Here is a 26,847-nt window from a genome sequence, read left to right on the forward strand (position 1 = left end):
GGCCATCCTAATGCCCGAAGCACCAACCCCTGCCCTAGACGGCGACGAGCGCATCAAGACCCGTTCCCGCTTTCGAGAATCTCTGATCCGTCCCGAACTGGGCGGCATTGTCGGCACCGTCCTCGTTTTCACGCTGTTTTTGCTGTTCGCCTTCGACAGCGGCATGTTCAACAGCCAGGGCATTATGAACTGGAGCCAGGTTTCCGCTCAGTTCATGATCATTGCAGTGGGCGCCTGCCTGCTGATGATCGCCGGCGAATTCGACCTGTCGGTCGGCTCGATGATCGGCTTTTCCGGCATGATGATTGCGATCTTCAGCGTCACCTTGGGCTGGCCAGTCTGGCTGGCAATCCTGGTCACATTTGTGCTGTCGCTGGCAATCGGAGCGCTGAACGGCTTTATCGTGGTGCGGACCGGCTTGCCCAGCTTCATTGTCACGCTGGCCTTCCTGTTCATCCTGCGCGGATTCACCATCTATTTGCCGCAGACGGTTGAACGCAAAACAATTATCGGCGGTATCAAGGACGTTGCCGAGGGCGATTGGCTGGCGCCGTTATTCGGCGGCAAGATCTTTACCGGGCTGTTCCAGTGGATGGGCGACGCCGGTATCATCGCGGTGTTTGAGCGTGGCACCCGCCAGGGCCAGCCGGTGGTAAGCGGCATTCCCATGCTCATAGTATGGGCGCTGGTTCTGGTGGTGATTGGTCATATCCTGTTGACAAAAACCCGGTTCGGGAACTGGATTTTCGCCGTCGGCGGCGACGCCCAAGCGGCCCGCTACGCTGGTGTTCCGGTCAATCGCGTCAAGATCCTGATGTTCATGGCCACCGCCTTTTGCGCCACAGTCTTTGCCACCTGTCAGGTGATGGAGTTTGGCTCGGCCGGGGCTGACCGCGGTCTGTTGAAGGAATTTGAGGCGATCATTGCCGTGGTCATCGGCGGCGCTCTGCTGACCGGCGGCTATGGCTCGGTCATTGGCGCGGCTCTTGGGGCGCTGATCTTTGGTGTGGTGCAGCAGGGCCTGTTCTTTGCTGGCGTGGAAAGCAGCCTGTTCCGAGTGTTCCTGGGCGTCATCCTGCTGTTTGCAGTGATCCTGAACACCTATATCCGCCGCATGATCACTGGGGAGAGATAACATGAGCAGCACCCGAAACCCGATCATCGAAATGAAGGGCATCGAGAAGCATTTTGGCTCGGTTATTGCCCTGGCTGGTGTCTCGCTCAAGGTCTATCCCGGTGAATGTCACTGCTTGCTGGGCGACAATGGCGCTGGTAAATCCACCTTCATCAAGACCATGTCCGGGGTCCATAAACCGACCAAGGGCGAGATCCACTTTGACGGCAAACCGCTGAGTTTTGAGCGGCCCCGTGACGCCATCGCTGCGGGTATTTCGACAGTCTATCAAGACCTGGCGATGATCCCGCTGATGTCGGTCAGCCGCAACTTCTTCATGGGCAATGAACCGCTGCGCAGGGTCGGACCGCTCAAGCTGTTTGACCATGAATATGCCAATAAGGTCACCCTGGAAGAGATGGGCAAGATGGGCATAAGCCTGCGCGGCCCGGATCAGGCGGTCGGCACCCTGTCCGGCGGCGAACGTCAGACCGTCGCCATTGCCCGCGCCGTTCACTTTGGCGCCAAGGTGCTGATCCTGGACGAGCCGACCTCGGCCCTTGGTGTGCGCCAGACCGCCAATGTGCTGGCCACCATCGACAAGGTCCGCAAACAGGGGATCGCGGTGGTCTTCATCACCCACAACGTGCGCCACGCGATGGCGGTCGGCGATCAGTTCACGGTTCTGAACCGTGGCAAGACGCTGGGCACCGCCAAACGCGGCGAAATCACTCCCGAAGAACTGCAGGACCTGATGGCCGGCGGTCAGGAGCTGGTGGCGCTTGAAGGCAGCCTGGGCGGCACCGTCTAACACCAAATGCCCCCGCCCGAGTAATCGCGGCGGGGGCAGACGATCAGACGCATCCAGTCGACGGATTTGTCGTATGGATCTGTCGTATGGATCTGTCTCCACATAGTCGAAAGAGACCTTCCTTTCACGGTGACCGGCTTTACTCCTCAGACCGCATAAGCGCGGAACGCCGCATCCACCGGCGTTGCAGCCAAATGGTTGGTGTAGTTCGATAGTGTCTTGACCGAAATTGCCAAAACCACCGCCAAAACATGCTCTTGGGTGAAACCTGCGCTCAGGAAGTCATCCATCAGCGACGGCTCGACTTTGCCGCGCGTCTCGGTCATGGCAAAGGCAAATCGCGCCAGTGCATCCAAACGAAGGTCGGATATCGGTGTCCCCGACCGAAGCGCCTCCAACACATCTGCCGGAACACCCGACATCTTATCCGCGACCATTGAATGGGCCGCAGTACAATAGTCACAGCCATTGGCGCGGCTGATCGCCAGAAAGACCACCTCCTGTTCAACCGAGGAGAAACCCGCGTCCTTCCGAAAGGCTGCGTACCCGGCGTTATACGTGCTCAACACCGCAGGCAGGTTGGCCATATTTCCGTACATGTTGGGCACAAACCCCATCGCCAACTTGGCGGCGGTCAGTTGCTCAGCAGCCGCGGGCAAAGCAGAGTTTTCATCAAGAAGCGGAAGATTCGGCAAAACGGCATGGGTCATCATCTGTAGTCCTTGGCTGGGAAACCGGTGATCAGTTTCTCTTGTGCAAGAGATGTAATTTCATTGCCCAAAATAGATAAGACTGGCTATTTGAATATTATTTATCCAAATTCGGCATGTATCACAGTTGGCATCTATAAAATGGACCATCTATAAAATGGACAATGAACTGGCCCTGCGACTGTTCGTAAGCGTGGTCGAGGAAAACAGCGTCTCCAAGGGCGGCGCCCGGCTCAACGTGCCGCAGTCGTCAGCCTCGCGCCTGCTCACCCGGCTCGAAGAGAACCTCGGCACCCGCCTGCTGCACCGCACCACCCGCAGCCTGCAGCTGACCGAGGCCGGCAGCATTTATTTCGAACGCGCCCGCCAGATCGTCACCGCCCTGGACGAGGCCAGCGCCGCTGTCCGCGATCTCAGCGGCACGCCCTCCGGGCTGCTCAGGGTGACCGCGCCAGCAGGCTTTGCACGCCAGTATATCGCACCGCATCTGGTCGAATTTTCCGCGCTCCACCCCGAGATCAATCTGGGCCTTTCCCTTCAGGACACGGTCGAGGATCTTGTCGGCCTCGGCTACGATGTCGCGATCCGGTTCGGCGCGCTGCCGGACTCCGGGCTGGTCGCTCGCAACCTTGCAGGCAGCGCCCTTGTCGCTTGCGCCAGCCCCGGCTATCTGGATCAATACGGAGCCCCACAACAGGTCTCGGATCTGGCAACACGCAATTGCCTGTGCTTTCGCTCCAACCCCGGCAGCAACAACTGGAGCTTTACCCTTGGCGGCCAGTCTCAGTCGATAAAGGTCGGCGGCTCCATGTACAGCAACAATGGCGATACGCTGATCGCGGCGGCGCTGTCCGGCTATGGAATCGTCATGCAGCCCTGTTGGTCGGTTCAGACCGCGCTGGACAATGGCCAGCTGGTGCGGATCCTGGCCGATCACCAGCACGGCCCCGCCAGCATCCCAATCCATGCGGTCTTTGCCCATAAGCAACACCTGCCGCCCAAGATCCGGGTATTTGTGGAGTTCATGAGCCAGAAAATCAGAGCCAACGCTTGGGCCATATACTAACGCCAGCCAGCTTGACCGGCAGTCCGAGCCGCCGCAACACCCTAATTCGCATCGGCCGATGAGATCGGACATAGGCGGTCCCCATAAAAGCCAGATTTTATGTCAAGGCTACGACAGGGCTGTGGTCGACAAAACTCCGCAATACAAGGGATTATCGCTTGGCCGACTCTCCCCAAGGGAGATAGCATCAAAACTGGACACCGTAGCCTCACGGTGCCTCACGCTGCTTCGGGGCTGAACGTTGAGCCTTCATGGCGTCGCTAAATAGGCACGAAACGGAACCAGACAGGAAGACCGAATGACTATGGTTTCAAAGCTGACACCTGATCCAAGCCAACTGCCCCTTGCAGAGAGACCCGTTTCGGCGGCAAGGATCCTGGAGACCTCGGACGCCGCAGCCTCGATCGCCACCACATATTCCATATCAGTCGGCGATATATTTGCCGGCAGCCTGTCCAGTGGTGACCGGGACTGGGTGGCGATTGAGCTACAGGCCGGCGCGGTCAATACGATCAACCTCAACGGATCATATGGCGGCAGCGGTACCCTGTCCGACCCCTATCTGCGGCTCTACAATTCCGCCGGTGTTATGGTGTCCTCCAACGACGACAACGGTGACAGCCTGAACTCCACCCTGATTGCATCTGTTGATGTCAGTGGCACCTACTATCTTTCCGCAGGCAGTTACCGGGATCTATACGCCGGGACATATGAACTGACCGTCACCTCTGGCGGCACGCCTGAGCCGAGCCCCATTCTGGCAACGCTGGATGAATTGGCGACCTATCTGACCGACGGCTACTGGGCAGACAACAGTTTCATACGCCACAGCTTTGATACCTCGGGCAGCAACATCATCTCGGTAAACCTGACCAGCCTGACCGCCGCCGGACAACAGCTGGCCCGCTGGGCCTTTGACGCCTGGGAAATGGTCGCTGACATCCTGTTCCAGGAGACCTCGAACACCAGTGCAGACATGCGTTTTCAGGATCACCAAAGTGGCGCCTATTCCAGCGCCCACAATGTTGTTAGCGGCAACACGGGATACTCGATTGTCAATGTGTCAACCGACTGGATCAGCAATTACGGCACCACGGTCGACAGCTACTCACTGCAAACTTTTTTCCACGAAATAGGCCATGCTCTGGGCTTGGGCCACCAGGGAGACTACAACGGCAGCGCCAGCTATGGCGTTGATAATAATTTCACAAATGACAGCTGGCAACTGTCGCTTATGTCCTATTTCAGTCAGTCGGAAAACACCGAGACCGAGGCCAGCCATGCCCTACTTCTGACTCCGATGATGGCGGACATCATTGCCATTCAGGACCTATACGGCGCCGCTGGCGGCAGCAGCGAAACGGCTGGCGATACGGTCTGGGGGGCCAATTCTGAGCTTGGCGGACCATTGGGCGAATATTTTGCCAGCCTCACCGGCACCAGCGCCACCGGGCCCTACAACGGAGGCGCCGTGGCCTTTACCATCTATGATCAAGGCGGCACAGACACCCTGGACACCAGCCCCTTTGCAACCGCAAACCGGATCGACATGCGGGGGGGATATTTCTCGGATATTGGCGGCCTGACCGGCAACGTCGGCATCGCCGGTGGCACCCTGCTGGAAAATCTCATTGCGGGGGCTGGCGACGACACTGTCACCGGCAATGGCGCCGACAACGCCATCGACCTGGGCGATGGCAACAACCAGGCCCACGGCGGCACCGGCGCCGACACCCTGAGCGGTGGCGCTGACATGGACAAGCTCTACGGTCAAAACGGTATGGACAGGTTGTTCGGCGGCTTGGGCGACGACGCTCTCAGCGGCGGCAATGGTGCCGACAAGCTCTACGGACAGGACGGTTTGGACAGGCTGTACGGCGGCTCCGGCAACGACACCCTGAGCGGCGGCGATGATGCCGACAAGCTCTACGGACAAGACGGTTTGGACAGGTTGTTCGGCGGATCGGGAGACGACACCCTGAGCGGCGGCGATGATGCCGACAAGCTCTACGGACAGGACGGTTTGGACAGGCTGTTCGGCGGCTCCGGCAACGACACTCTGATCGGCGGCGATGATGCCGACAAGCTCTATGGACAGGACGGTTTGGACAGGCTGTTCGGCGGCTCCGGCAACGACACTCTGATCGGCGGCAATGGTGCCGACAAGCTCTATGGACAGGACGGCAAAGACCGGTTGTACGGCAACGATGGCGCGGATCGGCTATTTGGTGGCAATGGCAACGATCTTTTGCAGGGCGGTGCGCAGAACGACAGATTGTACGGCGACGCCGGGGCAGACCGGCTGATTGGCGATACCGGCAATGACGACTTGTCAGGCAACAGCGGCGCAGACCGCTTGGAAGGCGGCGATGGCGCTGATATACTGACTGGCGGCACAGAGGCGGATATCTTTGTCTTTACAGACGGCACCTGGACCGACCGGGTCACCGATTTCTCCACCCAGGAGGGCGACCGGATCATGTTTAGCGAGGTCACAACCCTGACCTCGTTTGCCGATGTCGCCGCCGCCGCCACGCAGACAGGAGACGGGCTGCTGATTGCCACCGGCAGCGGCGGATCGGTTCTGCTTGATGGCCTGTTGCTCACAGACATGGACATGAACGACTTCATTTTCTGACACCGTTGACTAGATAAACCCGCAGGGTTCGCCCGAATTGCACTTCCCCCGAAATCGGGTAGTATTGCGATAGTGTTGCGGGTTTTCCCTTCAAATCGGATCTTACCAATCCTATTGTAAAAGAATGGTATTTTCTTCGGAGACGGTCATGAAAGCACTTCTTATTCTGCCGACCTTGCTGGTCATCACAGCCTGCGAAGCGCCCAATAGCGCGACGCGGACGACTGCAAACGGCAGCACCGAAATCAAACTTCAAAACAACCAGAATTGCTGGGACAACCGATGCATGCGGTACCATGCATATAACGGCACGTTTTCAATCCCAGGCCGCTATTCGGTCAACGCCCCTGCGGGCGCGATACAGAGCGACGGCTATATATCCGTTGCCGCATTTCAACAGGCCTACACCCGAGCGAGCCGCGCCTCCTACAATGGTCGTGAAAACAGATAGTGCGGCCCCCAAATAGGCCCAGCTCCCCGCGTTTAAGGATCAACGCCGCTGCGGCACCGGTTCCACCTCAACATCGCGGGGCTCGTTTTGGCGGCGAATCACCTTTTCCCAGACCTGACTATCTGACCCGGTTGGCCGATTTCCCCCTGCTGGCCGCCTCTTCGTCGCAATATGCCACTGTCATGCAAATTAATTCCAACCTGTTGCCGAGGTTTCTGGGACTGCTGATAGCGGCCCATTAGCGACAACCAGAGGTATTCCGACCTGACCTTACTCAACTACACGTCGATCAAATTTGTCCGTGCAAATGTGATTATGCATTTTTTTCCAATAGTTATCCGTATTTTCGGAACCATGGAGCCCGCAGGCCTGTGACTGATCGTTTGGCCGGATCGGGCAATATCCGCCCGCAAAAGAGACCGCGGATTTCGGCCAATCTACGCCTATGTTGAATTTAGCTCTTGATAGCTGCGCCACAATCCCGCAAATGGACATGGCTAACGATTTTCTTTTTCGGCCTACTGTCTCCCGTTCTACGGCGTTCAGTCTTTCGATCCAGACCTGACATGCCGGGCTGCCGCACCAACGCGGGCAGCAAATTATAGGAGACTACGGATATGGCCAATGGCACCGTAAAATGGTTCAACTCTACTAAAGGCTTCGGCTTCATCGCACCAGAAGGCGGCAGCAACGATGTATTCGTTCACATTTCCGCTGTTGAGCGTTCCGGTCTGACCGGTCTGGCCGACAACCAGAAAGTGACTTTTGACATTGAGCCCGGCCGTGACGGTCGTGAGTCCGCTGTGAACCTCGCACTGGCATAAGCCTTTTCGAAGACAAGTTATAGAAGCGCGGCCCCTGTTAAGCGGGCCGCGTTTTGCGTTTCCGGCGCCGACTTCACCCCAATACCCACAATGAAATGCGGCGAGTTAACTGAATTTTGTGCTCTTTGGATGCATTCTTTGGCTAGACCAAGATCCCATCCAATAACTTGAGCGATCACCAGCATGATTATAAAGCGAACCATTGCAGCCGCGACCCTCGCATCCATCGCCAGCGTAGCGTTCTCTGCAGAGCTGCCGCTGGCAGACCCGATCTCTGCAAAAATCTTTTTGGAATTGCATAGCATTCAGAAACTGTCCGCCGATATTCGGCCTCTGGTCTCCGCACCGGGTGAGGCGTTTCGCGTCATTGATGGCGACTTCCTTGCCCTAGGCAACCTCAGAATACGTCTGGTTGGTATCGACGCCCCGAAGGCTGCTCAACAATGCAACACAGCAAGCGGTTCATTTTGGGATTGCTCGGCTCAATCCAGTGACCGTGCACGAAATATCATTCACCTGGCCGAGCGTGTCGACTGCTTCAGCAGCGACACTGGCAACCACGGGCTCTACCTTGCCTCCTGCCAGGCAGACGGCCGCGACGTCGGTGCCCTATTGGTCGAAGAAGGACTGGCATGGCCCAACCAGGATCAGGGCTATTATCTTTCTGAATCAAACCTGGCCCAGGCCGATGAGATTGGAATCTGGCAAGCCTACACTCAACCCCCATGGGAATGGCGCATGCAGCAGCACTGACATCGGGACCGTCGCAAATGCCGCAGCAGCTGGCCACCACTCAGCAAGAGCGGCGACCTTGTTCCGCTTGAAATGGATGCCAGGGCAAAGGCGAGTCCAAGATTGAAAGGGGGGGACCGGGCCGCAATGCGCCTCTCTGGGCGCTCTGTAATCGCTCGATAATTTTTGCGGCTATCGCCTGACAGGGCTTTGTTGCACAAATAGGGTGATGGGCATCCTTCGCCTTTCCCCGGACGGACTTATCCTACGGCCCCTGTTTTGAGTATGCCAAGCGCGGTGTCGCCGTTAGGTGCGGCAGCGCGGATCTGGATTTCGGCAACCTGCCGATCGAAGTCTCGCGCTGAGAGGCGCGTCCCCGATGCTGCTGCGCGTCACCTCGATTGCTGGTATCTCTAGTGATTGTTCATCAATACCCCCTCTTGTCTTATGTTTATCCCGGCCCTCATGTGACGGTAGAGCCACTGCCCGGCAGAGGTTTGCACGCAAACCGCGAGAGGGATGAACGGATACATGGGCTTTGGGCTCGCATGACAAGACGAGGTAAGGAAAAGACAAATGAACGAGGCGGAATCGATCGCTGACCGGTAGGTGCATGCAGAGCATGCACCGAGAGGGGTTTCGAAAGATACGCTCGGCACCTTTTGGCTCTCAAACCGTAAGCCCAAACAATTTGCCAACACCAAGACGGGCTTGAGATCGCTCATCCGCTGGGTGCGAGAGGCGGAGGTATCTTTGGTCGTATTCGAGGGTGAGGCGGGCAAGGAATTGATCCAGTGAATCAATTTCCCGTCAAACGGCGTCTATCATCGGCTGCTGGACACCAGTCTTGCAATGCATGATTTACCTTTTGCACCGGTTAACCCACGTCAGGCGCGCCGCTTCGCCGAAGGGACCGGCACAATGGCCAAAACGGATCGGGTTCCTTCTCAGCGATGCAAGCATCACCTGCCAGGCGACGGATGCGGCCATGCTGGGGTCTCTCCTGGAGTTGCAGGCTGACAAACCTAAAATCGAAATGCTTCACAATCTCAAAGGGATGACAACCGCCCGACAGGCTCCCCTTCTCATGCATGTAAACATGCACTGTCAGGCCGTGGATCAAGGATCGGACGGCTGCCAGGGCTCGACTTGCCACCGCAACACACCCATTGCTCAGGAAGCAGGCCACTCTGCGCCGGCGCCAGGTTGAGCGCGACATTGAGCAGATCGACGCGACAATTGAGACGATCATTACTTCCGACAAAACGCTCTCCGAAAAGGTCGACATCCTTATCAACATCCCTGATATTGCCCCCTCTCGAGCATTTTCAATGCCCTGCCAGGCAACGGATAACCGCTTTTGCGATGCTCATGGACCCTCACATGATTTGCAGGGCAAATCACTGCCGGTCAGCGAATGCCCGAACTGGGCAGCCGGAGCGGAAAGCAAGCCGCGAGCCTGGCAGGCCTTGCCCCAATTCCACGCCAATCCGCTTCTCGGTGATGCAAGCATCACCTGCCAACCAAGGTGTAAATGGCAGGGCAAAGAGCGCATCTAGGGCGGGCGGGCCCGCCTGCGAAGAGCGATCTACCTGCCGTGGTCGCCACGCGCCTCAATGCAGATATGAAAGCATAATGTCACGAGCTGATTGCCAATGGCAAATGCGTTGCTACGTGACGGTCGAAAATGGACTGAAATGCAAACTTGACCAATACGGATACTCAGAGAATGCACCATTCGTCTGCTGGTACTGTCGATCAGAAGGTGTAATGGGCCTGCTGAACCCCAGCAGGGAATGGCAACCGACAGCAGCATCTGTCGTCGATACAAGGTGCTGAAGTCCGGGACACCCAGTCCAAGCCTACCAGCCCAAGCCAAGCCATCCGTTTTTGGCCTTTTAAATCATTGCTGTCCAGCTGCTCAGGGCCGCCAGCTATCACGCTGGTTTCACAAGTTAGTCGGCAAGCCCATCTGCCTAAAATCAACGACAGAGCCGTTTCGAAAACCAGAAGACAGAAGTCAGGATTGGTGTCGGCATTCTCAGCAAAATGACCAAACTTAGCCGTCCCGAGTTCGAGCCCCATTACCGTTGGCAGATCACACGCGGGTTGCGCTGCCCCCAATCGGTGAACAGATCGGCGATGATCCTTCCAGTGAGCTGCTCAATCGCCTGGGTGCTGATCGCTTGACCGCCCTGGCGGCCAAACGCAACGACCTCATCGCCGATCACCACACCGGGCAGATCGGTGACATCCGCCACGATCGTATTCATCGAGATCTTGCCCAGCACCGGCAAGCACCTTCCCCGAATCAGCACTGCACAGCGCCCCGAAAGCTGGCGACAATAGCCGTTGGCATAGCCAAGCGCGATACTGGCCAGCACCCTGTCATGGCGCAAACAACTGGTCCGGTCATAGCCGATCGTGCTGCCTTTCGGATAGACACCCACGCTGATCACCCGCGATTTCAGCGTGAGAGTAGATTGGAAGTCTGGCCGCGAACCGGCAATGCCATATAGGATGGCACCACAGCGCATCATATCAGTTTGGGGATCTTGCCCAGAGGCCAGTGTCAGCGTGCTGCCACCATGCACCAGCACATCTTCACGGCGCAGACAACTGTTGGCGAAGATCCAGGAAAGATCATCTTGAAACCGGGCAATGCTGTCAGCCAGCTCTTTGGGTTCGTTTGATGGGAAATGCGTACACAGCCCAATGACACGCTCACCGGCCAAATCCAGAATTTTTTTGCAAGCCTCGCGCCCGCCAGCGGTTGAAAGCTCGAGCCCGTCGCGTGACATGCCACCCGCATTCAGAGAAATATGCAGCCGGGGCAACGCCCCCTGCCCCAGTGTCTCGATCAGAGACCTCACGCCGTCGACGGTTCCAACCAGCTCTTCAACACGGTCTTGCACAGCGTGTTTAACTTCTTGCGGAGTGGCTGTGCGCAGGCGCAATATCGAGCCTGCAAACCCCGCATCACGTGCCGCCCGCGCCTCGGAGTTTGATGAAATCCCGATATAGCTGACACCCTGTTCGATCAACAAGGGCACCACGTTTTCAATACCATGCCCATAGGCATTCGCCTTGACCACGGCGCAAAACCGGGTGCCTTGTGGCAGTCGCGCCAGTGCATTGGTCAGGTTTTGCGCAATTTTTGGCAGCGAGATTTCACACCATGAGCTTTCCAGCAATTGATCAGCCATCCGCTGCGGGCCGACCGGTTTGCGCCGGTAACGCGGGGTTTGACAAGATCTGTTCAATGATCTCAACAAACAGCGAAATTCCAACCGGAATAAGTGCGTCAGGAAAGTCAAAATTGGGATTGTGCAACTGCGGTTGATCCTCGCCAGAGCCAATGAACAACATTGCCGATTTCGCACCATCAAGTCCAAAACGGCTAAAATCTTCCGACCAACGCATCGGCGCTGTCATAAGGTGTTTGGTCAGATCAAGATTTTGGGCTGAACGCGCGGCAATGGCGGCGGCGTTTGCCTCATTCACATTTGCCAAAAACACGTCATGCCAGCTGACCGCAGCCAATAGAGCACTCTCTTGCCCAAGCGCTGTGCTCACCAGAGTTTCTGCCTCGGCGACCATCCGGTCCATTCGCCCGTCTGTCTGGCTGCGCAGTGTAACCCACAGCTCGCCATCTCCCGGTGCAATGCCAAAACTCGCCTTGCCCAAGCGAGAATGGGTCAACGTGGCCAGGGCAAAATCATCATCCATAGTGCCGCCATTGCCGAGCAGAGGCAAAGTCTGCATCAAGCCCGCCATCACCTGAGCGGGCGAGTCTCCATCTTCGGGGGCGGCGGCATGCGAGGTTTTGCCCGTAAATGTGATCTTCATCCCCCGTGAGGCGCAATTGCTCGGGCCTTCGCACAGGCCAATCTCACCCAATGGGCGGCCCGGAATGTTGTGATAGGCAAAGGCAAAATCGGGACGAATCTCGGGCCAGCGCGGATCGTTGATCACAGCTTGTGCGCCTGCTCCGGTCTCTTCGGCAGGCTGAAACAGTACTACAACGCGCCCGTATTCTGGGCGTTTGGCCAAGGCCAACCCCACACCAAGCACCATCACCATATGGCCGTCATGCCCGCAAAGGTGCCCCTTACCTGCAATCGTTGAGCGATGCGGCACCTCGGAAATTTCGTGGATCGGCAGGCCATCAAGCTCACAGCGTATCATGACCGTCGGGCCGTCTTGCTTGCCGATGAATTCAGCCGCAACGCCATGCCCGCCAAGCCGCGTCCAAATCCGGTCCGCGCCTGCGCGCTCCAGCTCCATAGCGATGCGCGCAGCGGTCTGTTTTTCTTCGCCCGAAACTTCGGGAGTTTGATGCAAGGCGCGGCGCAGCTCGCCCAGTTCTGCAATCTGACGATCAGTCAAGGGACGTGTCATAGGCATTCTTTCACATTGGGGCCAAGCGGCCATAGCTTCAACGCGCGGTTTGATACCCCGTCAGGCAGCGCGTCAGATTGGCGCCGAGGCTGTCAGAGAGATAGCCGCCCTCTTGCACGAACAGCACCGGGATCCCTAAGTCAGCCACCGCAGCCCCGATCCGGGCAAACCCATCTTGGGTGACGGCAAGCCCCTGAAACGGATCATCAATCGACGCATCCAACCCCAAGGCAACCACCAGGACATCGGCACCAAACAGCGACACCCGTTCCAGCGCGGTGGCCAGTGCTTTCATGAAACCATCATCCTCAGTGCCGCGCGCCAGTGGCAGGTTGAGATTGTAACCCAGCCCGCGCCCTTCGCCGCGTTCTTGGGCATAGCCCCAAAAGAACGGATAGAATCGGTCAGGATCGGCATGAATGGAGAGGGTCAGCACGTCGTCGCGGTCATAGAACATGCCCTGCGTACCGTTGCCGTGATGCACATCGACATCGACGATTGCCGGGCGCAAACCTGCGGCGCGCAACCGCTCAGCGGCGATGCCCGAATTATTGAGAAAGCAAAAGCCACCGGCCAAATCACCAAAAGCATGGTGCCCTGGCGGGCGCGACAGCACATATGCGGATTGGGCACCGTCGACGATAATATCCGCCCCGGTGATTGCTGATTGCGCTGACCAATAGGCCGCCTCCCAGGTGCCTTTTGCAATCGGGCAAGCCGTGTCAGCCTGATGATAGCCGGATTGGCCGGTCGCCGATTTCGGGTAGCCATCGCTGCGGCGTGCAGGGTGAATATTTGGGATCACCTCATCACTGGCGCCCTCAATATATTGCCAACGACGGTAGATGTTTTTGAGGAAGGTTAAATATTCAGCCGTATGCACCGCTGCAATCGGGCCAAGCCCTGCATCCTTGGGGGCTTCAAAAATGCAGCCCGCAGCCTCGGCACCGGCGCGCAACACCTCAATGCGTTTGGGCTGTTCGGGGTTTGGAAGTATCTTGCCATTGGCCATGAAATGCTTGGGGTCATGCTGCCATTGGCGCTCGTCTAGTATCGCTCTCATTTGCCTGTCCTGCATTTTGCCTGTCCTGCATCTTGGTTGCGCTTAAATCGCGGTGCGATCGGCACCTTTTAGGCCCAGCATCGCGCGGGCTTCGGTTGGGGTGGCGACCTCGCGGCCCAGATCTTCAACGATCCGCCGGATCTTGACGACTTGCTCGGCATTGGTTTTGGCCAAGGTGCCGCGCGAAATCATCAAACTGTCTTCCAGGCCAACCCGCACATGCCCGCCCATCGCCGCCGCCATGGTAATAAACGGCATCTGGTGACGCCCGGCAGCCAGAACCGAAAACATATAATCATCGCCAAACAGCTTGTCGGCGATCACCTTCATATGCATCAGGTTCTCCGGGTCAGCCCCCATACCGCCCAACACACCAAAGACGAATTGGATGAACAGAGGCTTTTGCACCAGCCCACGATCCACGAAATGCTTGAGCATATAGAGATGGCCGATATCATAACATTCAAACTCAAACCGAGCCCCCCGATCGACGCCCATTTCGGTCAGGATACGGGCCATATCGCGGGGAGTATTTTTGAAAACCAGATCATCACTGTTTTCCAGAAACGGCTTTTCCCAGTCAAATTTCCACTCGCTGACCTTTTGCACCGCCGGATAAAGCGCAAAATTGAGCGAGCCCATATTCAGGCTGCACATCTCCGGTTCTGCCAACTTGGGAGCGGCGAGACGGTCATCCAGCGTCATCAGCGCGCTGCCACCGGTCGAGATATTCAGCACCGCATCAGATGCCTGCTTTATACGCGGCAAAAACGCCATAAAATCTTCTTTGAGCGCCGATGGCTGACCCGTTTTTGGGTTGCGCGCATGAAGGTGCAAAATCGCCGCACCCGCCTCGGCTGCACCCAGGGCATGCTCGGTGATCTCGTCGGGCGTGATCGGCAAATAGGGCGACATTGATGGCGTGTGAATCGAGCCGGTAATAGCGCAAGTGATCAGGATTTTTGTCATCGGTTAGGCTGCTTTCAAATCGGCATGAATTTCTTGGCTGAACTGCGCCAGGCTGGCATCAAGACCCTCGATGATCTCATCGATGTGCCCAGCATTCACGATCAGCGGCGGGCAGACCAATATGTGGTCACCATGGGTGCCATCGCGCGTGCGTCGCGAGTAAACGATCAACCCGCGCGCATAAGCCAGATCAACAAAGCGCTGATGCGCATTCAGACTGGCCGGAAGCGGCGCTTTGCTGTCGCGGTCGCCCATGAATTCAAAGGCCGTCAACAAGCCCTTGCCGCGCACATCGCCGATCAATTCGTATTTCTGCATCAAGCCGTTGAGCCGCGCCAAAAGCCCGTTGCCCATCACAGCGGCATTGGCGCAAAGGTCCTGCATTTCAATCTCATTGAGCACGGCAAGACCGGCGGCACAGGCCAGCGGATTACCGGCATAGGTGAAACCATGCGCAAAGCCACCCTGGTCCAAAATCGGCGTGACCAGCCGTTCGTCGGCGATCATCGCACCCAGCGGCACATAACCCGCGCCCAGCCCCTTGGACATCACCACAATGTCAGGCCGCGCCTGCCAATGATCTGAGCCTAAGAACTTGCCCGTACGGCCCGCTCCCGTCATCACTTCATCCATGATAAGCAGGATGCCGTGGCGGGTGCAAATTTCGCGGATCCGCTCCATATATCCGCGCGGCGGCACCAGTGCACCCGTCGATGCCCCCCCCACCGGCTCAACGATAAAGGCCAGCACGCTCTCGGGCCCTTCAACCAAAATCTTGGCTTCGAGCATGTCGGCATAGTAAAGACCGGTGGCCGTGTCATCGGCATCCAGCCCGTCCAGATAGGCGCGCGGCGCCGGGATCTTGGGCATCTCTTGCATCATCGGAGTAAATGGCGCGGTCAGCGGTGAGTATCCCGTTACAGCCAGTGCGCCCAAACTGCAGCCATGATAGCTCGGCCTGCGCGAGATGACCTTCCAGCGCGTATCCTGCCCCGTGGCCACCGCATATTGCCGCGCCAGTTTCAGCCCACTTTCCACCGCTTCAGAGCCGCCGGACACAAAGAACACTTTGTTCAGCCCCTCAGGCATCAAACCAGCCAGTTTGGTCGCCAATTGCTCGGAGGCTTCGGTTTCAAAATGCAATCGATAGCCGAAAGTAGATTTTTCCATCTGGCGACGCATCGCCGTGAGCACAGTCTCGTTGGAATGGCCGACATTGCACACCATCGCGCCCGAGGACCCGTCCAGATAACGCTTGCCATCCTGGTCCCACATATAAACGCCACGCGCCTGGTCCAAAACAGGTTTGCGCCCATGCGCTTGATAGAAAAGATTGCTCATTGTCTGCTTCCCAGTTTTCCGACCGCTATTTTGCCTTGTCAGCCCGCACTGCTTAACATCGCTGTCAGCGTGCTTGGGGTCTGAGTGTGGTCTTGCCGGAACCATGCGAGAGACGCTAGTATAGTTCAAATAGATAATCTAAATTCCAGATATAGCGAGTACCTATGAAAGAGACTGGCCCCCAATGCGAGGCAGAGCGTACCGCACGCGAGCTCGACTGGAACCTTTTGCGCACCTTCGTGGTTCTGGCTGAAAGTTATTCGATCACCGATGCCGCAAACCAGTTACGGCTCAAACAGCCGACAGTTTCAACGGCGCTCAAACGGCTTGAAGACCGAATTGGACGCAAGCTGATCAATCGCTCTCCGGGCCATTACGCGCTTACCGAAGCCGGGCGGCTGTTGTACCGCGAAGCGGTTGAGATCAACGGCTCGGTGTTGCGCCTTTCAACCCTGATGCGTGAGATGACCGATGACGTGCGTGGCCATGTGCGCATAGCGATGGCAAGCCATGTGGTCAGCCCGCTAATTGATCAGACGCTGACCAGCTTTCACTCCGCGCACCCGAAATCGACCCTGACTATTGACGTGCTCTCCAGCTCAAAGGCGATTGCCGAGGTCGCTGCCAAACGCGCTTCATTTGCGATCTGCCTGGTGGGTGATCACAGCCCAGGGCTTGAGTATCGGCGCATGTTTCGGGAGTATTTCGGGCTGTTCTGTGGCCCGCCTCACCCACTTTTCGGACGCGACAACCTGACGATTTCCGATCTCGAGGGCCATTCCTCGGTGAGTTTTGAAACCGACCGGCTGCAAGATGTTCTGAAACCCGTCACTGTGATGCGCGCACAGGCCGCTCTGGGACAAAAGATCACTGGCGTATCGAGCCATCTTGAAGAAGTGCGACGGATGATCGTCTCGGGATTGGGTGTTGGCCCGCTGCCTGTTCATGTCGCTGCCCGCGACGTCCGGGACGGGCAACTTTGGCAGGTGCCACCCTTTGATGACCTGCCCCCGATTGACGTTTATCTGGTCTGGAGCAGCCACGCAGCGAAGAGCCGCGCGGAACAGATTTTGCTCGATGGATTGCTGCAAGCGATTGAAACCACCCCAATAGAAGAGCGCAGCTACCGGTGAGCTGCGCGCCTCCATGAGAGGGGGTCGCAACAGCGGGCCGTTTGGCGATGCACCGCCAACCGCACTGGCATCCGCACTGGCACGGAGCCTTAGCCCTTTTGGCCTGCAAGATGCTTTCGCAAGAAGTTCCGCGTGCGGTCATTTTTCGGGTTACGGAAGATCACCTCTGGCGGGCCTTCCTCCACCACAACGCCCTGATCCATAAACAAGACCCGATCACAGACACTCTCGGCGAACCCCATTTCATGGGTCACGATGATCATTGTCATGTGCTCTTCTGCAAGCTTCTTCATGACAAGGTTCACCTCTTCGACCAATTCAGGGTCAAGCGCCGAAGTCGCCTCGTCAAACAGCATCACCTTGGGCTTCATCGCCAGTGCCCGTGCAATCGCAACCCGTTGTTTTTGTCCGCCTGACAGCTGCGATGGGTAATAATCAATTCGCTCAATCATGCCCACTTTGGTCAGCTGCTCTTCTGCCAGAGCATTGGCCTCAGCATCAGACAAGCCTTTGAGCATCTTGGGCGCCATAGTCACATTTTCACGCACCTTCAGATGCGGGAACAGGTTAAAGTGCTGGAACACCATACCGATTTCTTGCCGCACTTTATTGATGTGCTGCTCATACTGGCGATGCGGCAGGCTCTTATTGATCTGCTTGTCTTCCAGCCAGACCTCGCCACCCGTCAGCGGATCAAGATCATTGATCGCGCGCAAAAGCGTGCTCTTGCCCGAGCCTGAAGGGCCGATAATCGCCACGATCTGGCCACGCTGAACTCGCAAGCTGATGTCTCGCAATACTTTCAGCGACCCAAAGCTTTTCTGCGCATGGCGGATGTCGATGAACGGTTTTTGGTTGGTCATTTTGCTCTCCTCCCCGTTCATCGTGAAACCTGAATGCGGCGCTCAACGTGGCGCAATACAGCTTCCATAACGAGGTTGATGATATAATAGACGACAGCCACGAGCACATAGAACTCAAACGGCCGGTAAGTGCTGCCAATGGCGCGCTGCGCCGACAGGGTCAGTTCGGAAACGCCAATCACCGACACCAGAGCCGAATCCTTGAGCAGGGCAATCATATTGTTGCCAATTGGCGGGATCACATCGCGTACGGCCTGTGGCACCACCACTTTACGAAGCGCCTGCATCCGGCTCAACCCGAGTGTGCGCGCGGCCTCGATCTGGCCCTTGTCAACAGCCAGAATGCTGGCCTGGAACAGTTCCGAATTATAGACTGCAAAATGCAACCCAAGCCCGACAACACCAGCGACAAAAGCGGGCACATCGATGCCGATTTGCACAAGGCCGAAATAGATCAGAAAGAGTTGCAGCAACAGCGGTGTTCCCATGAACAGGAACGAAAACACTCGGAACGGCCAGCGCAGAACTGCGGGCGCATAAAGAGCGATGACAGCCAGCAGGATGCCACCGAAAAAGCTGACAACAGCGGCACCGACCGTAATTGCAATCGTCCAAAGCGCGCCGATCAGTACGATATCAAGATATTTTGGAATGACGCTAAAATCGAGACCCATGAGTTTTCCTTCCTCGATTAAATGATGCGCGCTTTACGGTCGGCCCAGGCAATGCCCAGCCCCACCACGTAAATGATGATCATGTAAAGAACGCCCGCGATCAGGAACATCTCGAATGGTTTGTAGGTCGAGCCGATATAGCGTTGCGCGGTGTAGGTTAGCTCCACCACAGAGATCGCCGCCACCAGGGCAGTACCTTTGATCAAGGCGTTGATATTTACACCAAGTGGCCGGATCATTAGCCGCATAGCCTGTGGTAAGATCACGTTGCGCATCGCCTGCCAGCGGCTCATGCCAAGCGTCCGAGCGGCCTCTTTCTGACCCTTGTCGACTGCAATGATCGCACCTCGAATGGTTTCGGTCATATAGGCTCCGGAATTGAGCCCCAGCCCAATCACTCCGGCTTCAAAGGCGTCCAGCTGAATGCCGATCTGCGGCCCGCCGAAATAGAGGATGAACAGCTGGATAAGCGCCGGAGTGCCACGAAACACGCTGACATAGGCGGCGCCCAAAAAGCGGAATACCGCAAAACGAGAGAACCGCGCCGAGGCGCCGACAATCGCGCATGCCAACCCTAATATTGCAGTTAGAACCGACAGTAAAATAGTAGTCCAGGCCGCCTCCAGAAAGTAGGGAAAGACCCGTTGCATCAGCTCATAGTCCACCGTGGCCTGCCTCCTGAACAGTAACGTCAATTGCCGCGCCCTGCATATTGCGATGGGTCACACAGCGCATAAAACGGCCCTGCCTGATAGGTCAGGCAGGGCCAGATATCCAGCGAATTAGCGGATATCGCCGCCAACCCATTCCTTGGCAATCGCAAGATAGGTGCCGTCAGCCATCATCGCATCAAGTGCTGCCTGCATCGACGTCGCCAGCTCAGGATTGCCCTTGCGGATCGCGATGCCAGCTTCAATGACTCCAGCACTTTCGTCGATCAGCATGACATAGTCCTGACCGGTTTCTTTCATTGCCAGGATCGCCGCGATGGAGTCGTTGATGATGACATCTACCCGGCCATGCTCAAGCTCCAGCAGAAGCTCTGGCAGGCCCTTGTAGGTGCGCACATTATAGCCCTGACCGCGCGCCCAATCTTCATGGGTTTCGCCCAAAGTTACGCCAACGGCTTTGCCCTCAAGCTGCGATGTATCAGTGATCACCAACCCAGGCTTGGAGAAGATCGCGCGTTTGGTGGTGTAATATGGACCAACGAAATCGATCACTTCCTTGCGCTCTTCGGTAATCGACATCGAGCCAACGATAGCATCATATTTATTGGCAAGCAGGCCGCCGATGATGCCGTCCCATGCTGTGGTGACAATCTCTACTTCGACGCCCATACGTTTAGCAATCTCTGCGCCGATGGCCGGGTCGAAGCCGACAACCTCGTTGGATTCACTCACGAAATTGAACGGAGGATAAGCGCCGCTCATCGCGATACGGATCACACCGGATTCTTTGATTTTTGCCATTTCATCGGCCATAGCAAAACTGGCGGCACTCAGGCTGACAGCAGTCGCAATACCCGCAGCTAGCACGGTTTTCAGAAGCGTTCTACGCGTAGTCATGGTGATCTCCATTGTCGGTTTAGGTCTTTTCTTTTTGAGCACCTTGGCACGTCGGCCTTGGCCCTTGATATTTGTGTGCCGAAGCTTGCACAGCCCAGGCCATTGCGCCAATAGATATCCAGAATGTGAAATATAGAAATGATCTATGGGCGAGCCTACTGCGTTTTTGTACCTTTTCTCGCAGGCCGGAACGGTTTTGTCGCAAACTTGCCCGGCGAGCAATACAGGCTCCAGCTCCGAATACCCCAGTGTCAGACGGATGCGAACCAGTCTCTGCAAGGCCAGCAACGCTGTCCCTTATTGCGCAAAAAGCTGGCCCCACTCGGCGAGAGCGGCGGCGCGGTTGCGCGGTTGCGCTTGAAATTGGCGCGTGAGTAAAGTCGGGTAATCCCCCCATTTTTAACGGGGTTCATTCGTAGAACTTACGCAGCCATTTTCAGTTTCATGGCGGGTGTGATGCCGCCGACGCCCAAACCCTCGCGGTTAAAATCGTCCAGCACATTCAAGAGCCGGAACGCCCGACCATCCCCGAGGCGATCCGCCATAAAATCCATCGACCACGTCATGTTCGGCGCTTCTGGCATGGCCAGCGCATCAGCTTTGTCCCGCTTTAGCCGTTTCCGAGGTTTGATCCGCAAGTTCAGCTCCAGTTCGCAGTAGATCCGGTAAACCCTTTTGTGGTTCCAGAGATGCCCCTTCACGTTCCGCTGATGCAAAAAACATAACCCAAACCCCCAAGTCTTTCGGGCCTCGGTCAGCCCAACCAGCAGATCGGAAATCTGCTCATTCTTGTCGCTCAGCAGGGGACTATAACGATAACAAGTCTCGCTGACACCGAAGGCTCGGCGCGCCACCGCATTCTCGGCCATATCCCGGCGATGACCCTGTCGGAGAATGCCGACATTCGCCTGTCGGGCAGTGGATGGCCCACCTACTTTTTTCCAAGAGCTTCCTTCAATAGATCTGCATGCATGCTCAAGTCCGCATACATTCGCTTTAGACGTCGGTTTTCATCTTCCATGGCCTTCATCTGGCTGATCATGGACGCGTCCATGCCGCCAAACTTCGCTCGCCACTTGTAAAACGATGCATTGCTCCCTCTCGAACATTGCTACGCAATATCCTGCCGGGTGACAGATAGCTCATTCGTTCGCCCATTGCCGTCGGACCAATGGCGGCCAAAAGGCTCACTATCCCCCATCTATTCCCGGCAGGGGGTGCAGGCACCACCGAGAGGCCCTGTCATGCTTTTTGTTGAGCAGGCAGTTTTCCAATGTGAGGTCCGCAACGCATTCCCTCAGTGCCATCGCCTCGGATCGCAGGTCTTTTACCTCAGGCGAACAATCGTCGGGTAAACGCCCCACTGCCGCCTTTCCTGATCCGCCAAACTTCGTTGTTCGTAACAGTTACGATGACTCAGAAATCCTCCGTTGTTCAAATCCTCAATTCGGTTCAACAGGTGCTGACGTCAGGCAACCTGGACCAAGGTCAAGCAAAGTGTGTTCTTGACCGCCAAAGCCACCGCAATGGTGTGCTGGCTATTTGTCGGGTCTTGGACATTTGCCTCGATCTTCTCGTATCTGGGCGGCCACAGGGTGATCGAAGTCTGGGTGGTCGGGATGGACCTGCAGGTTTCATTCCTGACCCCACCTATGGCAATGTCAGCCTATTACCTGAAAGAGGTGTTGAAAAAGCAGATCGAACTGATGGAGATTTTTCGTGGTATTATTCCCTATCTGGGAACTGTGATCTTCTGCATGTTCTTGATGTACCAGTTCCCGGGGATTACACTGTGGCAGCCTGATTATCTGTTTGGAAAGTGGATACCATAGTGAAACGAGATCTTTACCTGCTTCCGGCCAACCAAGCCGTCGACGGAATCTGCACCGGCCAGTTTTCATCCGAAGAGCTCACCGAGGCCTGTCTGGCGCGTATCGAAGAAACGGACAAGGCGATCCGCGCTTGGGCTTTTGTCGATCCCTGTGCGGCGCTGGCGCAAGCGCGCGAGATGGATTTGATCCGCAAGGCCGGCCGCGCCACTGGCCCATTGCACGGCGTCCCGGTTGGCCTTAAGGATATCATTGATACAGTGGATATGCCCACCCAACGCGGCTCTGAGATCTTTTCCGGGCGTCGCGCAAACGCCGACGCCTGTATCGTCGAGCGTCTGCGCGAGGCAGGTGCAGTGATCCTGGGCAAAACCAAGACAACCGAGTTTGCCTTTGTGCATCCCACCGACACCAGCAACCCACATGACCCCTCCCGTTCCCCTGGAGGATCCTCTAGCGGATCAGCTGCCGCAGTGGCCGCGCATCAGGTGCCGCTGGCGATCGGCACCCAAACCAACGGATCGATGATCCGGCCGGCCTCGTTCTGCGGTGTCTATGGGTTCAAACCCACCCGAGGGGTGGTTTCGCGACGCGGCGTGCTGCAAACCTCGGTTTCGCTGGATCATATTGGCGGATTTGCCCGAACGCTAGAAGATGTGGCGCTGCTATGCGATGTGATTGGCAGCTACGATCCATCTGATCCGAACAGTTTTGCCCGGCCCCGGCCACAGATGCTGCAGGGGGCGCAGGCTGAGGTGCCGGTGGAACCCGACATTGCCTGGTTTGACCTGCCGTTCAACAGCCGCCTGGACGATGACGCGCGGGAAGGCCTGGAGGCGGTTATCAGCGGCCTGGGCGGGCGCGTAGAACGCTTTGATGCCGCGCCGCAAATGGCGGATCTGGTCGCGGTGCAGGCAACCATCCACGAGTACGAGATCAATCTACACCAAGGCCACGTCTTTAGCGCCCACTGGGATCAGCTCAGCCAGACTTTGCAGGTGGCAATCGAACGCGCCAGACAGATCAGTTCTGCGCAATACGAGGATGCGCTGGCAGTGAAACTCTCATGCGAGGCTTTTTTTGCCAAACACTTCATGGATTTCGATGCGATCCTGGCTCCCAGCGCGACCGGTGAGGCGCCGCTGCTGGCGGCCAATACAACCGGCGATCCGGTGTTTTGCACCTTCTGGACCCTGGCTGGCCTGCCGTCGCTCAATCTGCCGCTTCTGGTCGGCAACAACGGCCTGCCGGTTGGCGTGCAACTGATTGGCGCCGCTGAAGAAGACGACCGGTTATTGCGCACTGCCGCCTGGATGCAGGCTGTCCTGGCGGCTGGCGCCGAAACAACGGAGACCTAACATGCCCGTACTGTCAACATCATCATGGGCAGTATTGGCACCGGCCTGATGGTCGTCTTTATTGTCGGTCTGGCGCAGAGAATTTCTACCGGGTTTGCGGGGGTCTGGGGGTCTGGGGCGGCCTGATCTCTGAGAGACGGGTTGTGAAGTGTTGGGCATGATTGCGTGACCCGCGCGTTCACCCGGTCAGCAGCATAACCAATTCCAAAAGGTCACCCAATCCGGCTCAACACTGGAAATGCATCCAGCAACCAGTAGGACATTGCTGACAATCGGCCCGTCATCATGGCAATCCCCATCAGGATCATCACAACGCCGGCAAATTGATGCAACCGCCGCCCAATGCCGCGCACGCGACGCAATCTACCGGCCAACCGATCGGTGAAGGCTGCAACGACAAGGAAAGGGATGCCAAGGCCTGCGGAATAGACTGCCAGCAAAACAACGCCTTCGCCAACAGTTGCACTTGCCGCGCTTGCGGTCAGGATCGCGCCAAGGATTGGCCCGATGCAGGGGGTCCAGCCAAAGCCGAAGGCAAGGCCGAGAACATAGGATGCAAGCGGTTTGCCGCCCGGAACGTTAATCTGGAAGCGGAAATCGCGCTCCATGACTGCAATGCGCGCCATGCCCAGCATGAAAAGACCAAACAACACGACAATGAGGCCGCCTGCAAAGTTCAGCTCGTACCGCCACTGCAGCAATGATTGACCGATCATTGTCGCACTTGCCCCGAGCAATATGAATATTGTCGAGAACCCCAGCACAAAACAGACACTGAGACCCAGAACAACTCTACGCGGCACCTCATCGCGCGTTTCAAAGCCGGTTTGCCCGGCAATATACGAGATATATCCGGGCACCAGCGGCAGCACGCAGGGTGACAAAAAGGAGATAGCTCCGGCGATCCACGCCACCAAAAGGCCGACGGTCGAAATATCAGTCATGAAGCGGCTCCCAAAAGTCGGATCTCTGACTGTCGGTCTGCACTGCGGATGTCTGAAACAGTTGGGTTGGACGGATCATTGAAACGCCTGCCAAACCCTGCCCCAGAACCCAATGTCTGGATGTGGGTGCGCATTGGTCAGGCCGTTGATGTACAGCACCATGTTGATCTCAGAAAATTCGGCACCGTGGAAAATGCCCGAATGCCTGCCGTCCTTGTCAAAGATATGAACCATAGGGATCTTGGGATCGCGGGTGCTGATTTCAGCGAGAGGAGTAGCAGATGCCGCCACCGATTTGTTCCCGTTCGGCACCGCTGCGAACCAATTCAGCCCATCCCAAAGCGCATTTGGGCGCGCGTCTGGCTGCTGAAGGGTAACGAAAGATACCATATCGCGCATCGGTGAGACATTGAGGCTCTGCTGCACAGAGGTCAGTATCGCTTGCTGATTGCTGCAAGGCAGGCCGCAATCCGGCGGGAGTACACTCAGAACAATAACGCGCCCGGCAAGATCGGTGAGGGCAAATGGCCGGCTTCCCTCAATTTGTAAATCGAGGGGTGGGATCTGGCTTAGGCCCGTGGGTTCAAACGCGGCTTCCTTTGCCGCTGTAACGGAACCGAGCTGTTCGCCCGGATGGTTTGCATATGCTGCAGGCGCAATCATCAGCATCAACAAAACGATCATGTGCCTCATTGAACCACCTCGGCAGGTCCAAGGGCGGCAATACCAAGGACCGATACGTTGACGGAGACGTCACCGGCGTCCTCAAACTGTAGCACCAGCGGGAATTCCGTGCCCTCAACAAGCTTTTCCGTCAGCCCCATCATCATCAGATGCAGGTGACCAGGAGCCATGGCCAGCGCCTGCCCCGGCTGTAGATCCAGCGCCGGCAGGTGCATCATGCGGCTAACGCCATCACTTTCCAAAACTTGATGGATCATTATGGTTTTGGCCATCGGCGAAGTAACCTGCAGAAGCCTGTCACCCTGCTCACTTTGCAGTGTCAGATATGCAGCCCCGGGGCGGGATGGCAAGATTGAGGCCCGGGCCCATGCGGCGGAAATTTGGATTGCATCATTGGCCAAGGCGATGCCCGGCAGCAATGCCAAGCTCAGGGCAAGTAGAAGGGGTTTCAAGATTTGTATTCCTTTTCGATCCGCAGTTGAATTTGCTCAGCAACGGTTTCGGGAGTTTCGCGGCCTTCGAGGAATATGGCCTCGTATTTGCCATCAGGCGTCATCAGGTAGATGTAGCCGGAGTGTGCCATCAGATAGCCATCCGGTACGGTCTCGTCGGTTCGTTTTTCGAAAAACACCCGAAAGGACTGAGCGGCGCTGGCGACCTCGGCCTCTGATCCGGTCAGGCCGATCAGTTGTGGATGAAACACGCTGACATATTCGGCCATGACTTCCTGTGTGTCCCGCGCGGGATCAACGGTGATGAACAGCGGGGCAACATGTTCCGCATTTCCCCCCAACAGGTCTAGAATGTTGGCGACATAAGACAGCGTGGTAGGGCAAATATCTGGGCAATAGGTGAAGCCGAAGAAAACCAATTGCCAACGGTCCCGGTAGTCCAGTTCACTGACCCGTTGCCCGGTGTGGTCAATCAAGCTGAACTGGCTTTTGATCAGCGCCTCACCGGTCACCACTACCCGGGCAGGGTCATTGGAAGGGTTAAGCGTGCGCCAGGCCAAGTGTCCTGCCGAAGCAACGACAACAATTACCAAAGCGCCCCAAGTCAGGTGGCGAAGGGGTTTCAGCCTGTTTATTTTAGGTATATTATTCATAGTGTTGAACCTTTGATCGCCGCCCCCATCCCATAGCGAAGCATGGAGGCGGCGCAGGGATTTATCCCTTATTTTCTTCGCTTGGCATGTCGTGATGGTCGGTCATGGCCTGCATCATGTCGGTGCACTGTTCCATCAGAGGCTCCATTTGGGACATCATCTGCATCATGCCCATCATGCCCATCATGCCTTGGCTATCGTTGTGTATCATCGGGCTGTCCTGGTTCGGCATCGGGGTTTTCTGACCGTTGCCGTCATTGTTTTCGGCCCAAGCAAATGAAGTGCTCAGAACGCCAGTCAACAGAATTGCGGCGCTCAGTTTGGTGGTTTTGTTCAGCATCGAATTATCCTTTCGTGCCTTGGGTTAAGTTTTGCTGTTCAACGGGTTTCACGTCCGTTTGCGGCGACTGATTGCCGTTCCCTGCCGCGCATTTTCCGCTTCCTTTCATGCAAAGCCCCAGCGCACACATGATGGCGCAGGGGGCGACAGACAGGATGATCGGAGCCGCGCCAATGGCGGTAAGCCAAGACCAGTTCAAGGCAGACCCAACAGACACAGTGACCAAAGC

Annotated in this window: 26 protein-coding genes and 3 pseudogenes; 11 read left to right on the forward strand and 18 right to left on the reverse strand. The window is 56.8% G+C overall.

The genetic code is table 11. The features are described 5' to 3' along the window. The first annotated feature begins 10 nt into the window (after positions 1–10). Together QPJ95_RS01705 and QPJ95_RS01710 are read left to right on the forward strand one after the other, a co-directional pair. On the forward strand, positions 11–1,135 hold the full coding sequence (locus tag QPJ95_RS01705; RefSeq protein WP_270918883.1) for an ABC transporter permease: 1,125 nt from the start codon (positions 11–13) through the stop codon (positions 1,133–1,135). 1 nt (position 1,136) lies between these two features. Further along, entirely contained in the window at positions 1,137–1,925 is a 789-nt protein-coding gene (locus QPJ95_RS01710; protein WP_270918884.1) for an ATP-binding cassette domain-containing protein, read from the forward strand. Between the two features lie 146 nt (positions 1,926–2,071). Here QPJ95_RS01710 and QPJ95_RS01715 read toward each other — a convergent pair whose 3' ends face one another. Further along, positions 2,072–2,635: a carboxymuconolactone decarboxylase family protein gene (locus QPJ95_RS01715; protein WP_270918885.1), complete on the reverse strand. Its 564-nt coding sequence runs from the start codon at positions 2,633–2,635 to the stop codon at positions 2,072–2,074. Between the two features lie 157 nt (positions 2,636–2,792). Between QPJ95_RS01715 and QPJ95_RS01720 the strand changes: the two genes are divergently transcribed. From QPJ95_RS01720 to QPJ95_RS01740, 5 genes are all read left to right on the forward strand, one after another. Continuing rightward, positions 2,793–3,701, forward strand: a complete 909-nt coding sequence (locus QPJ95_RS01720) for a LysR family transcriptional regulator (RefSeq protein ID WP_270918886.1) — start codon at positions 2,793–2,795, stop codon at positions 3,699–3,701. Between the two features lie 298 nt (positions 3,702–3,999). Continuing rightward, the gene (locus QPJ95_RS01725) at positions 4,000–6,339 is read left to right on the forward strand and encodes a M10 family metallopeptidase (protein WP_270918887.1); all 2,340 of its coding nucleotides are present in this window, start codon (positions 4,000–4,002) and stop codon (positions 6,337–6,339) included. Positions 6,340–6,487: 148 nt separating this feature from the next. Beyond that, on the forward strand, positions 6,488–6,790 hold the full coding sequence (locus tag QPJ95_RS01730) for a hypothetical protein (protein ID WP_270918888.1): 303 nt from the start codon (positions 6,488–6,490) through the stop codon (positions 6,788–6,790). Between the two features lie 617 nt (positions 6,791–7,407). Further along, complete coding sequence (locus tag QPJ95_RS01735; RefSeq protein WP_270918889.1) at positions 7,408–7,614, forward strand: cold-shock protein; 207 nt, start codon at positions 7,408–7,410, stop codon at positions 7,612–7,614. A gap of 183 nt (positions 7,615–7,797) precedes the next feature. Continuing rightward, positions 7,798–8,367 (forward strand): thermonuclease family protein, encoded by a 570-nt coding sequence (locus QPJ95_RS01740; RefSeq protein WP_270918890.1) that lies wholly within the window; start codon positions 7,798–7,800, stop codon positions 8,365–8,367. A 239-nt stretch (positions 8,368–8,606) separates the two neighbouring features. Here QPJ95_RS01740 and QPJ95_RS01745 read toward each other — a convergent pair. Next, positions 8,607–8,723: pseudogene (locus tag QPJ95_RS01745) on the reverse strand (IS5/IS1182 family transposase); the annotation flags it as partial. Positions 8,724–9,515: 792 nt separating this feature from the next. On the opposite strand from QPJ95_RS01745, the gene QPJ95_RS01750 reads away from it, so the two are divergent. Continuing rightward, positions 9,516–9,905 (forward strand): hypothetical protein, encoded by a 390-nt coding sequence (locus QPJ95_RS01750; protein WP_270920254.1) that lies wholly within the window; start codon positions 9,516–9,518, stop codon positions 9,903–9,905. A gap of 188 nt (positions 9,906–10,093) precedes the next feature. Here the strand turns inward: QPJ95_RS01750 and QPJ95_RS01755 are convergent. The 6 genes and pseudogenes from QPJ95_RS01755 to QPJ95_RS01780 form a co-directional block, all read right to left on the reverse strand. Next, a pseudogene (locus QPJ95_RS01755) lies at positions 10,094–10,221 on the reverse strand (transposase); the annotation flags it as partial. A gap of 209 nt (positions 10,222–10,430) precedes the next feature. Further along, the gene (gene alr / locus QPJ95_RS01760) at positions 10,431–11,552 is read right to left on the reverse strand and encodes an alanine racemase (RefSeq protein WP_270920253.1); all 1,122 of its coding nucleotides are present in this window, start codon (positions 11,550–11,552) and stop codon (positions 10,431–10,433) included. After that, on the reverse strand, positions 11,545–12,735 hold the full coding sequence (locus tag QPJ95_RS01765) for an amidohydrolase (RefSeq protein WP_270920252.1): 1,191 nt from the start codon (positions 12,733–12,735) through the stop codon (positions 11,545–11,547). The genes alr and QPJ95_RS01765 overlap by 8 nt, the downstream gene beginning before the upstream one ends. Before the next feature lie 49 nt (positions 12,736–12,784). Continuing rightward, complete coding sequence (locus tag QPJ95_RS01770; protein WP_270920251.1) at positions 12,785–13,810, reverse strand: histone deacetylase family protein; 1,026 nt, start codon at positions 13,808–13,810, stop codon at positions 12,785–12,787. A 42-nt stretch (positions 13,811–13,852) separates the two neighbouring features. Further along, complete coding sequence (locus QPJ95_RS01775) at positions 13,853–14,779, reverse strand: BKACE family enzyme (RefSeq protein WP_270920250.1); 927 nt, start codon at positions 14,777–14,779, stop codon at positions 13,853–13,855. A 3-nt stretch (positions 14,780–14,782) separates the two neighbouring features. Continuing rightward, positions 14,783–16,120, reverse strand: a complete 1,338-nt coding sequence (locus tag QPJ95_RS01780) for an aminotransferase family protein (RefSeq protein WP_270920249.1) — start codon at positions 16,118–16,120, stop codon at positions 14,783–14,785. A 164-nt stretch (positions 16,121–16,284) separates the two neighbouring features. Between QPJ95_RS01780 and QPJ95_RS01785 the strand changes: the two genes are divergently transcribed. Then, the gene (locus tag QPJ95_RS01785) at positions 16,285–17,253 is read left to right on the forward strand and encodes a LysR family transcriptional regulator (protein ID WP_270920248.1); all 969 of its coding nucleotides are present in this window, start codon (positions 16,285–16,287) and stop codon (positions 17,251–17,253) included. Positions 17,254–17,342: 89 nt separating this feature from the next. Here QPJ95_RS01785 and QPJ95_RS01790 read toward each other — a convergent pair whose 3' ends face one another. The 5 genes and pseudogenes from QPJ95_RS01790 to QPJ95_RS01810 form a co-directional block, all read right to left on the reverse strand. Then, entirely contained in the window at positions 17,343–18,116 is a 774-nt protein-coding gene (locus tag QPJ95_RS01790; RefSeq protein WP_270920247.1) for an amino acid ABC transporter ATP-binding protein, read from the reverse strand. 17 nt (positions 18,117–18,133) lie between these two features. Then, entirely contained in the window at positions 18,134–18,790 is a 657-nt protein-coding gene (locus QPJ95_RS01795; protein ID WP_270920246.1) for an amino acid ABC transporter permease, read from the reverse strand. Positions 18,791–18,807: 17 nt separating this feature from the next. Next, positions 18,808–19,485, reverse strand: a complete 678-nt coding sequence (locus QPJ95_RS01800; protein WP_270920245.1) for an amino acid ABC transporter permease — start codon at positions 19,483–19,485, stop codon at positions 18,808–18,810. Positions 19,486–19,572: 87 nt separating this feature from the next. Further along, complete coding sequence (locus QPJ95_RS01805; protein ID WP_270920244.1) at positions 19,573–20,646, reverse strand: transporter substrate-binding domain-containing protein; 1,074 nt, start codon at positions 20,644–20,646, stop codon at positions 19,573–19,575. Between the two features lie 176 nt (positions 20,647–20,822). Beyond that, positions 20,823–21,454 (reverse strand): annotated as a pseudogene (locus QPJ95_RS01810) (transposase); the annotation flags it as partial. A gap of 409 nt (positions 21,455–21,863) precedes the next feature. Here QPJ95_RS01810 and QPJ95_RS01815 point away from each other — a divergent pair. Both QPJ95_RS01815 and QPJ95_RS01820 read left to right on the forward strand, forming a co-directional pair. Beyond that, positions 21,864–22,190 (forward strand): TRAP transporter large permease subunit, encoded by a 327-nt coding sequence (locus tag QPJ95_RS01815; protein ID WP_270920243.1) that lies wholly within the window; start codon positions 21,864–21,866, stop codon positions 22,188–22,190. Continuing rightward, the gene (locus QPJ95_RS01820) at positions 22,190–23,545 is read left to right on the forward strand and encodes an amidase (RefSeq protein ID WP_270920242.1); all 1,356 of its coding nucleotides are present in this window, start codon (positions 22,190–22,192) and stop codon (positions 23,543–23,545) included. Before QPJ95_RS01815 ends, QPJ95_RS01820 begins: the two co-directional genes overlap by 1 nt. Positions 23,546–23,757: 212 nt before the next feature. Here QPJ95_RS01820 and QPJ95_RS01825 read toward each other — a convergent pair whose 3' ends face one another. The 5 genes from QPJ95_RS01825 to QPJ95_RS01845 form a co-directional block, all read right to left on the reverse strand. Beyond that, positions 23,758–24,489 carry a cytochrome c biogenesis CcdA family protein gene (locus QPJ95_RS01825; protein ID WP_270920241.1) on the reverse strand — a complete coding sequence of 244 codons (732 nt, stop codon included), beginning with the start codon at positions 24,487–24,489 and terminating at the stop codon, positions 23,758–23,760. Positions 24,490–24,564: 75 nt separating this feature from the next. Continuing rightward, positions 24,565–25,182, reverse strand: a complete 618-nt coding sequence (locus QPJ95_RS01830) for a hypothetical protein (RefSeq protein WP_270920240.1) — start codon at positions 25,180–25,182, stop codon at positions 24,565–24,567. After that, positions 25,179–25,625 (reverse strand): copper chaperone PCu(A)C, encoded by a 447-nt coding sequence (locus QPJ95_RS01835; RefSeq protein WP_270920239.1) that lies wholly within the window; start codon positions 25,623–25,625, stop codon positions 25,179–25,181. Before QPJ95_RS01835 ends, QPJ95_RS01830 begins: the two co-directional genes overlap by 4 nt. Further along, positions 25,622–26,278 carry an SCO family protein gene (locus QPJ95_RS01840; protein ID WP_270920238.1) on the reverse strand — a complete coding sequence of 219 codons (657 nt, stop codon included), beginning with the start codon at positions 26,276–26,278 and terminating at the stop codon, positions 25,622–25,624. Before QPJ95_RS01840 ends, QPJ95_RS01835 begins: the two co-directional genes overlap by 4 nt. A 61-nt stretch (positions 26,279–26,339) precedes the next feature. Next, the gene (locus QPJ95_RS01845) at positions 26,340–26,618 is read right to left on the reverse strand and encodes a hypothetical protein (protein ID WP_270920237.1); all 279 of its coding nucleotides are present in this window, start codon (positions 26,616–26,618) and stop codon (positions 26,340–26,342) included. Positions 26,619–26,847: the final 229 nt, after the last annotated feature.

Origin of the sequence: Parasedimentitalea psychrophila (assembly GCF_030285785.1) — a bacterium.
GTDB lineage: Bacteria > Pseudomonadota > Alphaproteobacteria > Rhodobacterales > Rhodobacteraceae > Parasedimentitalea > Parasedimentitalea psychrophila.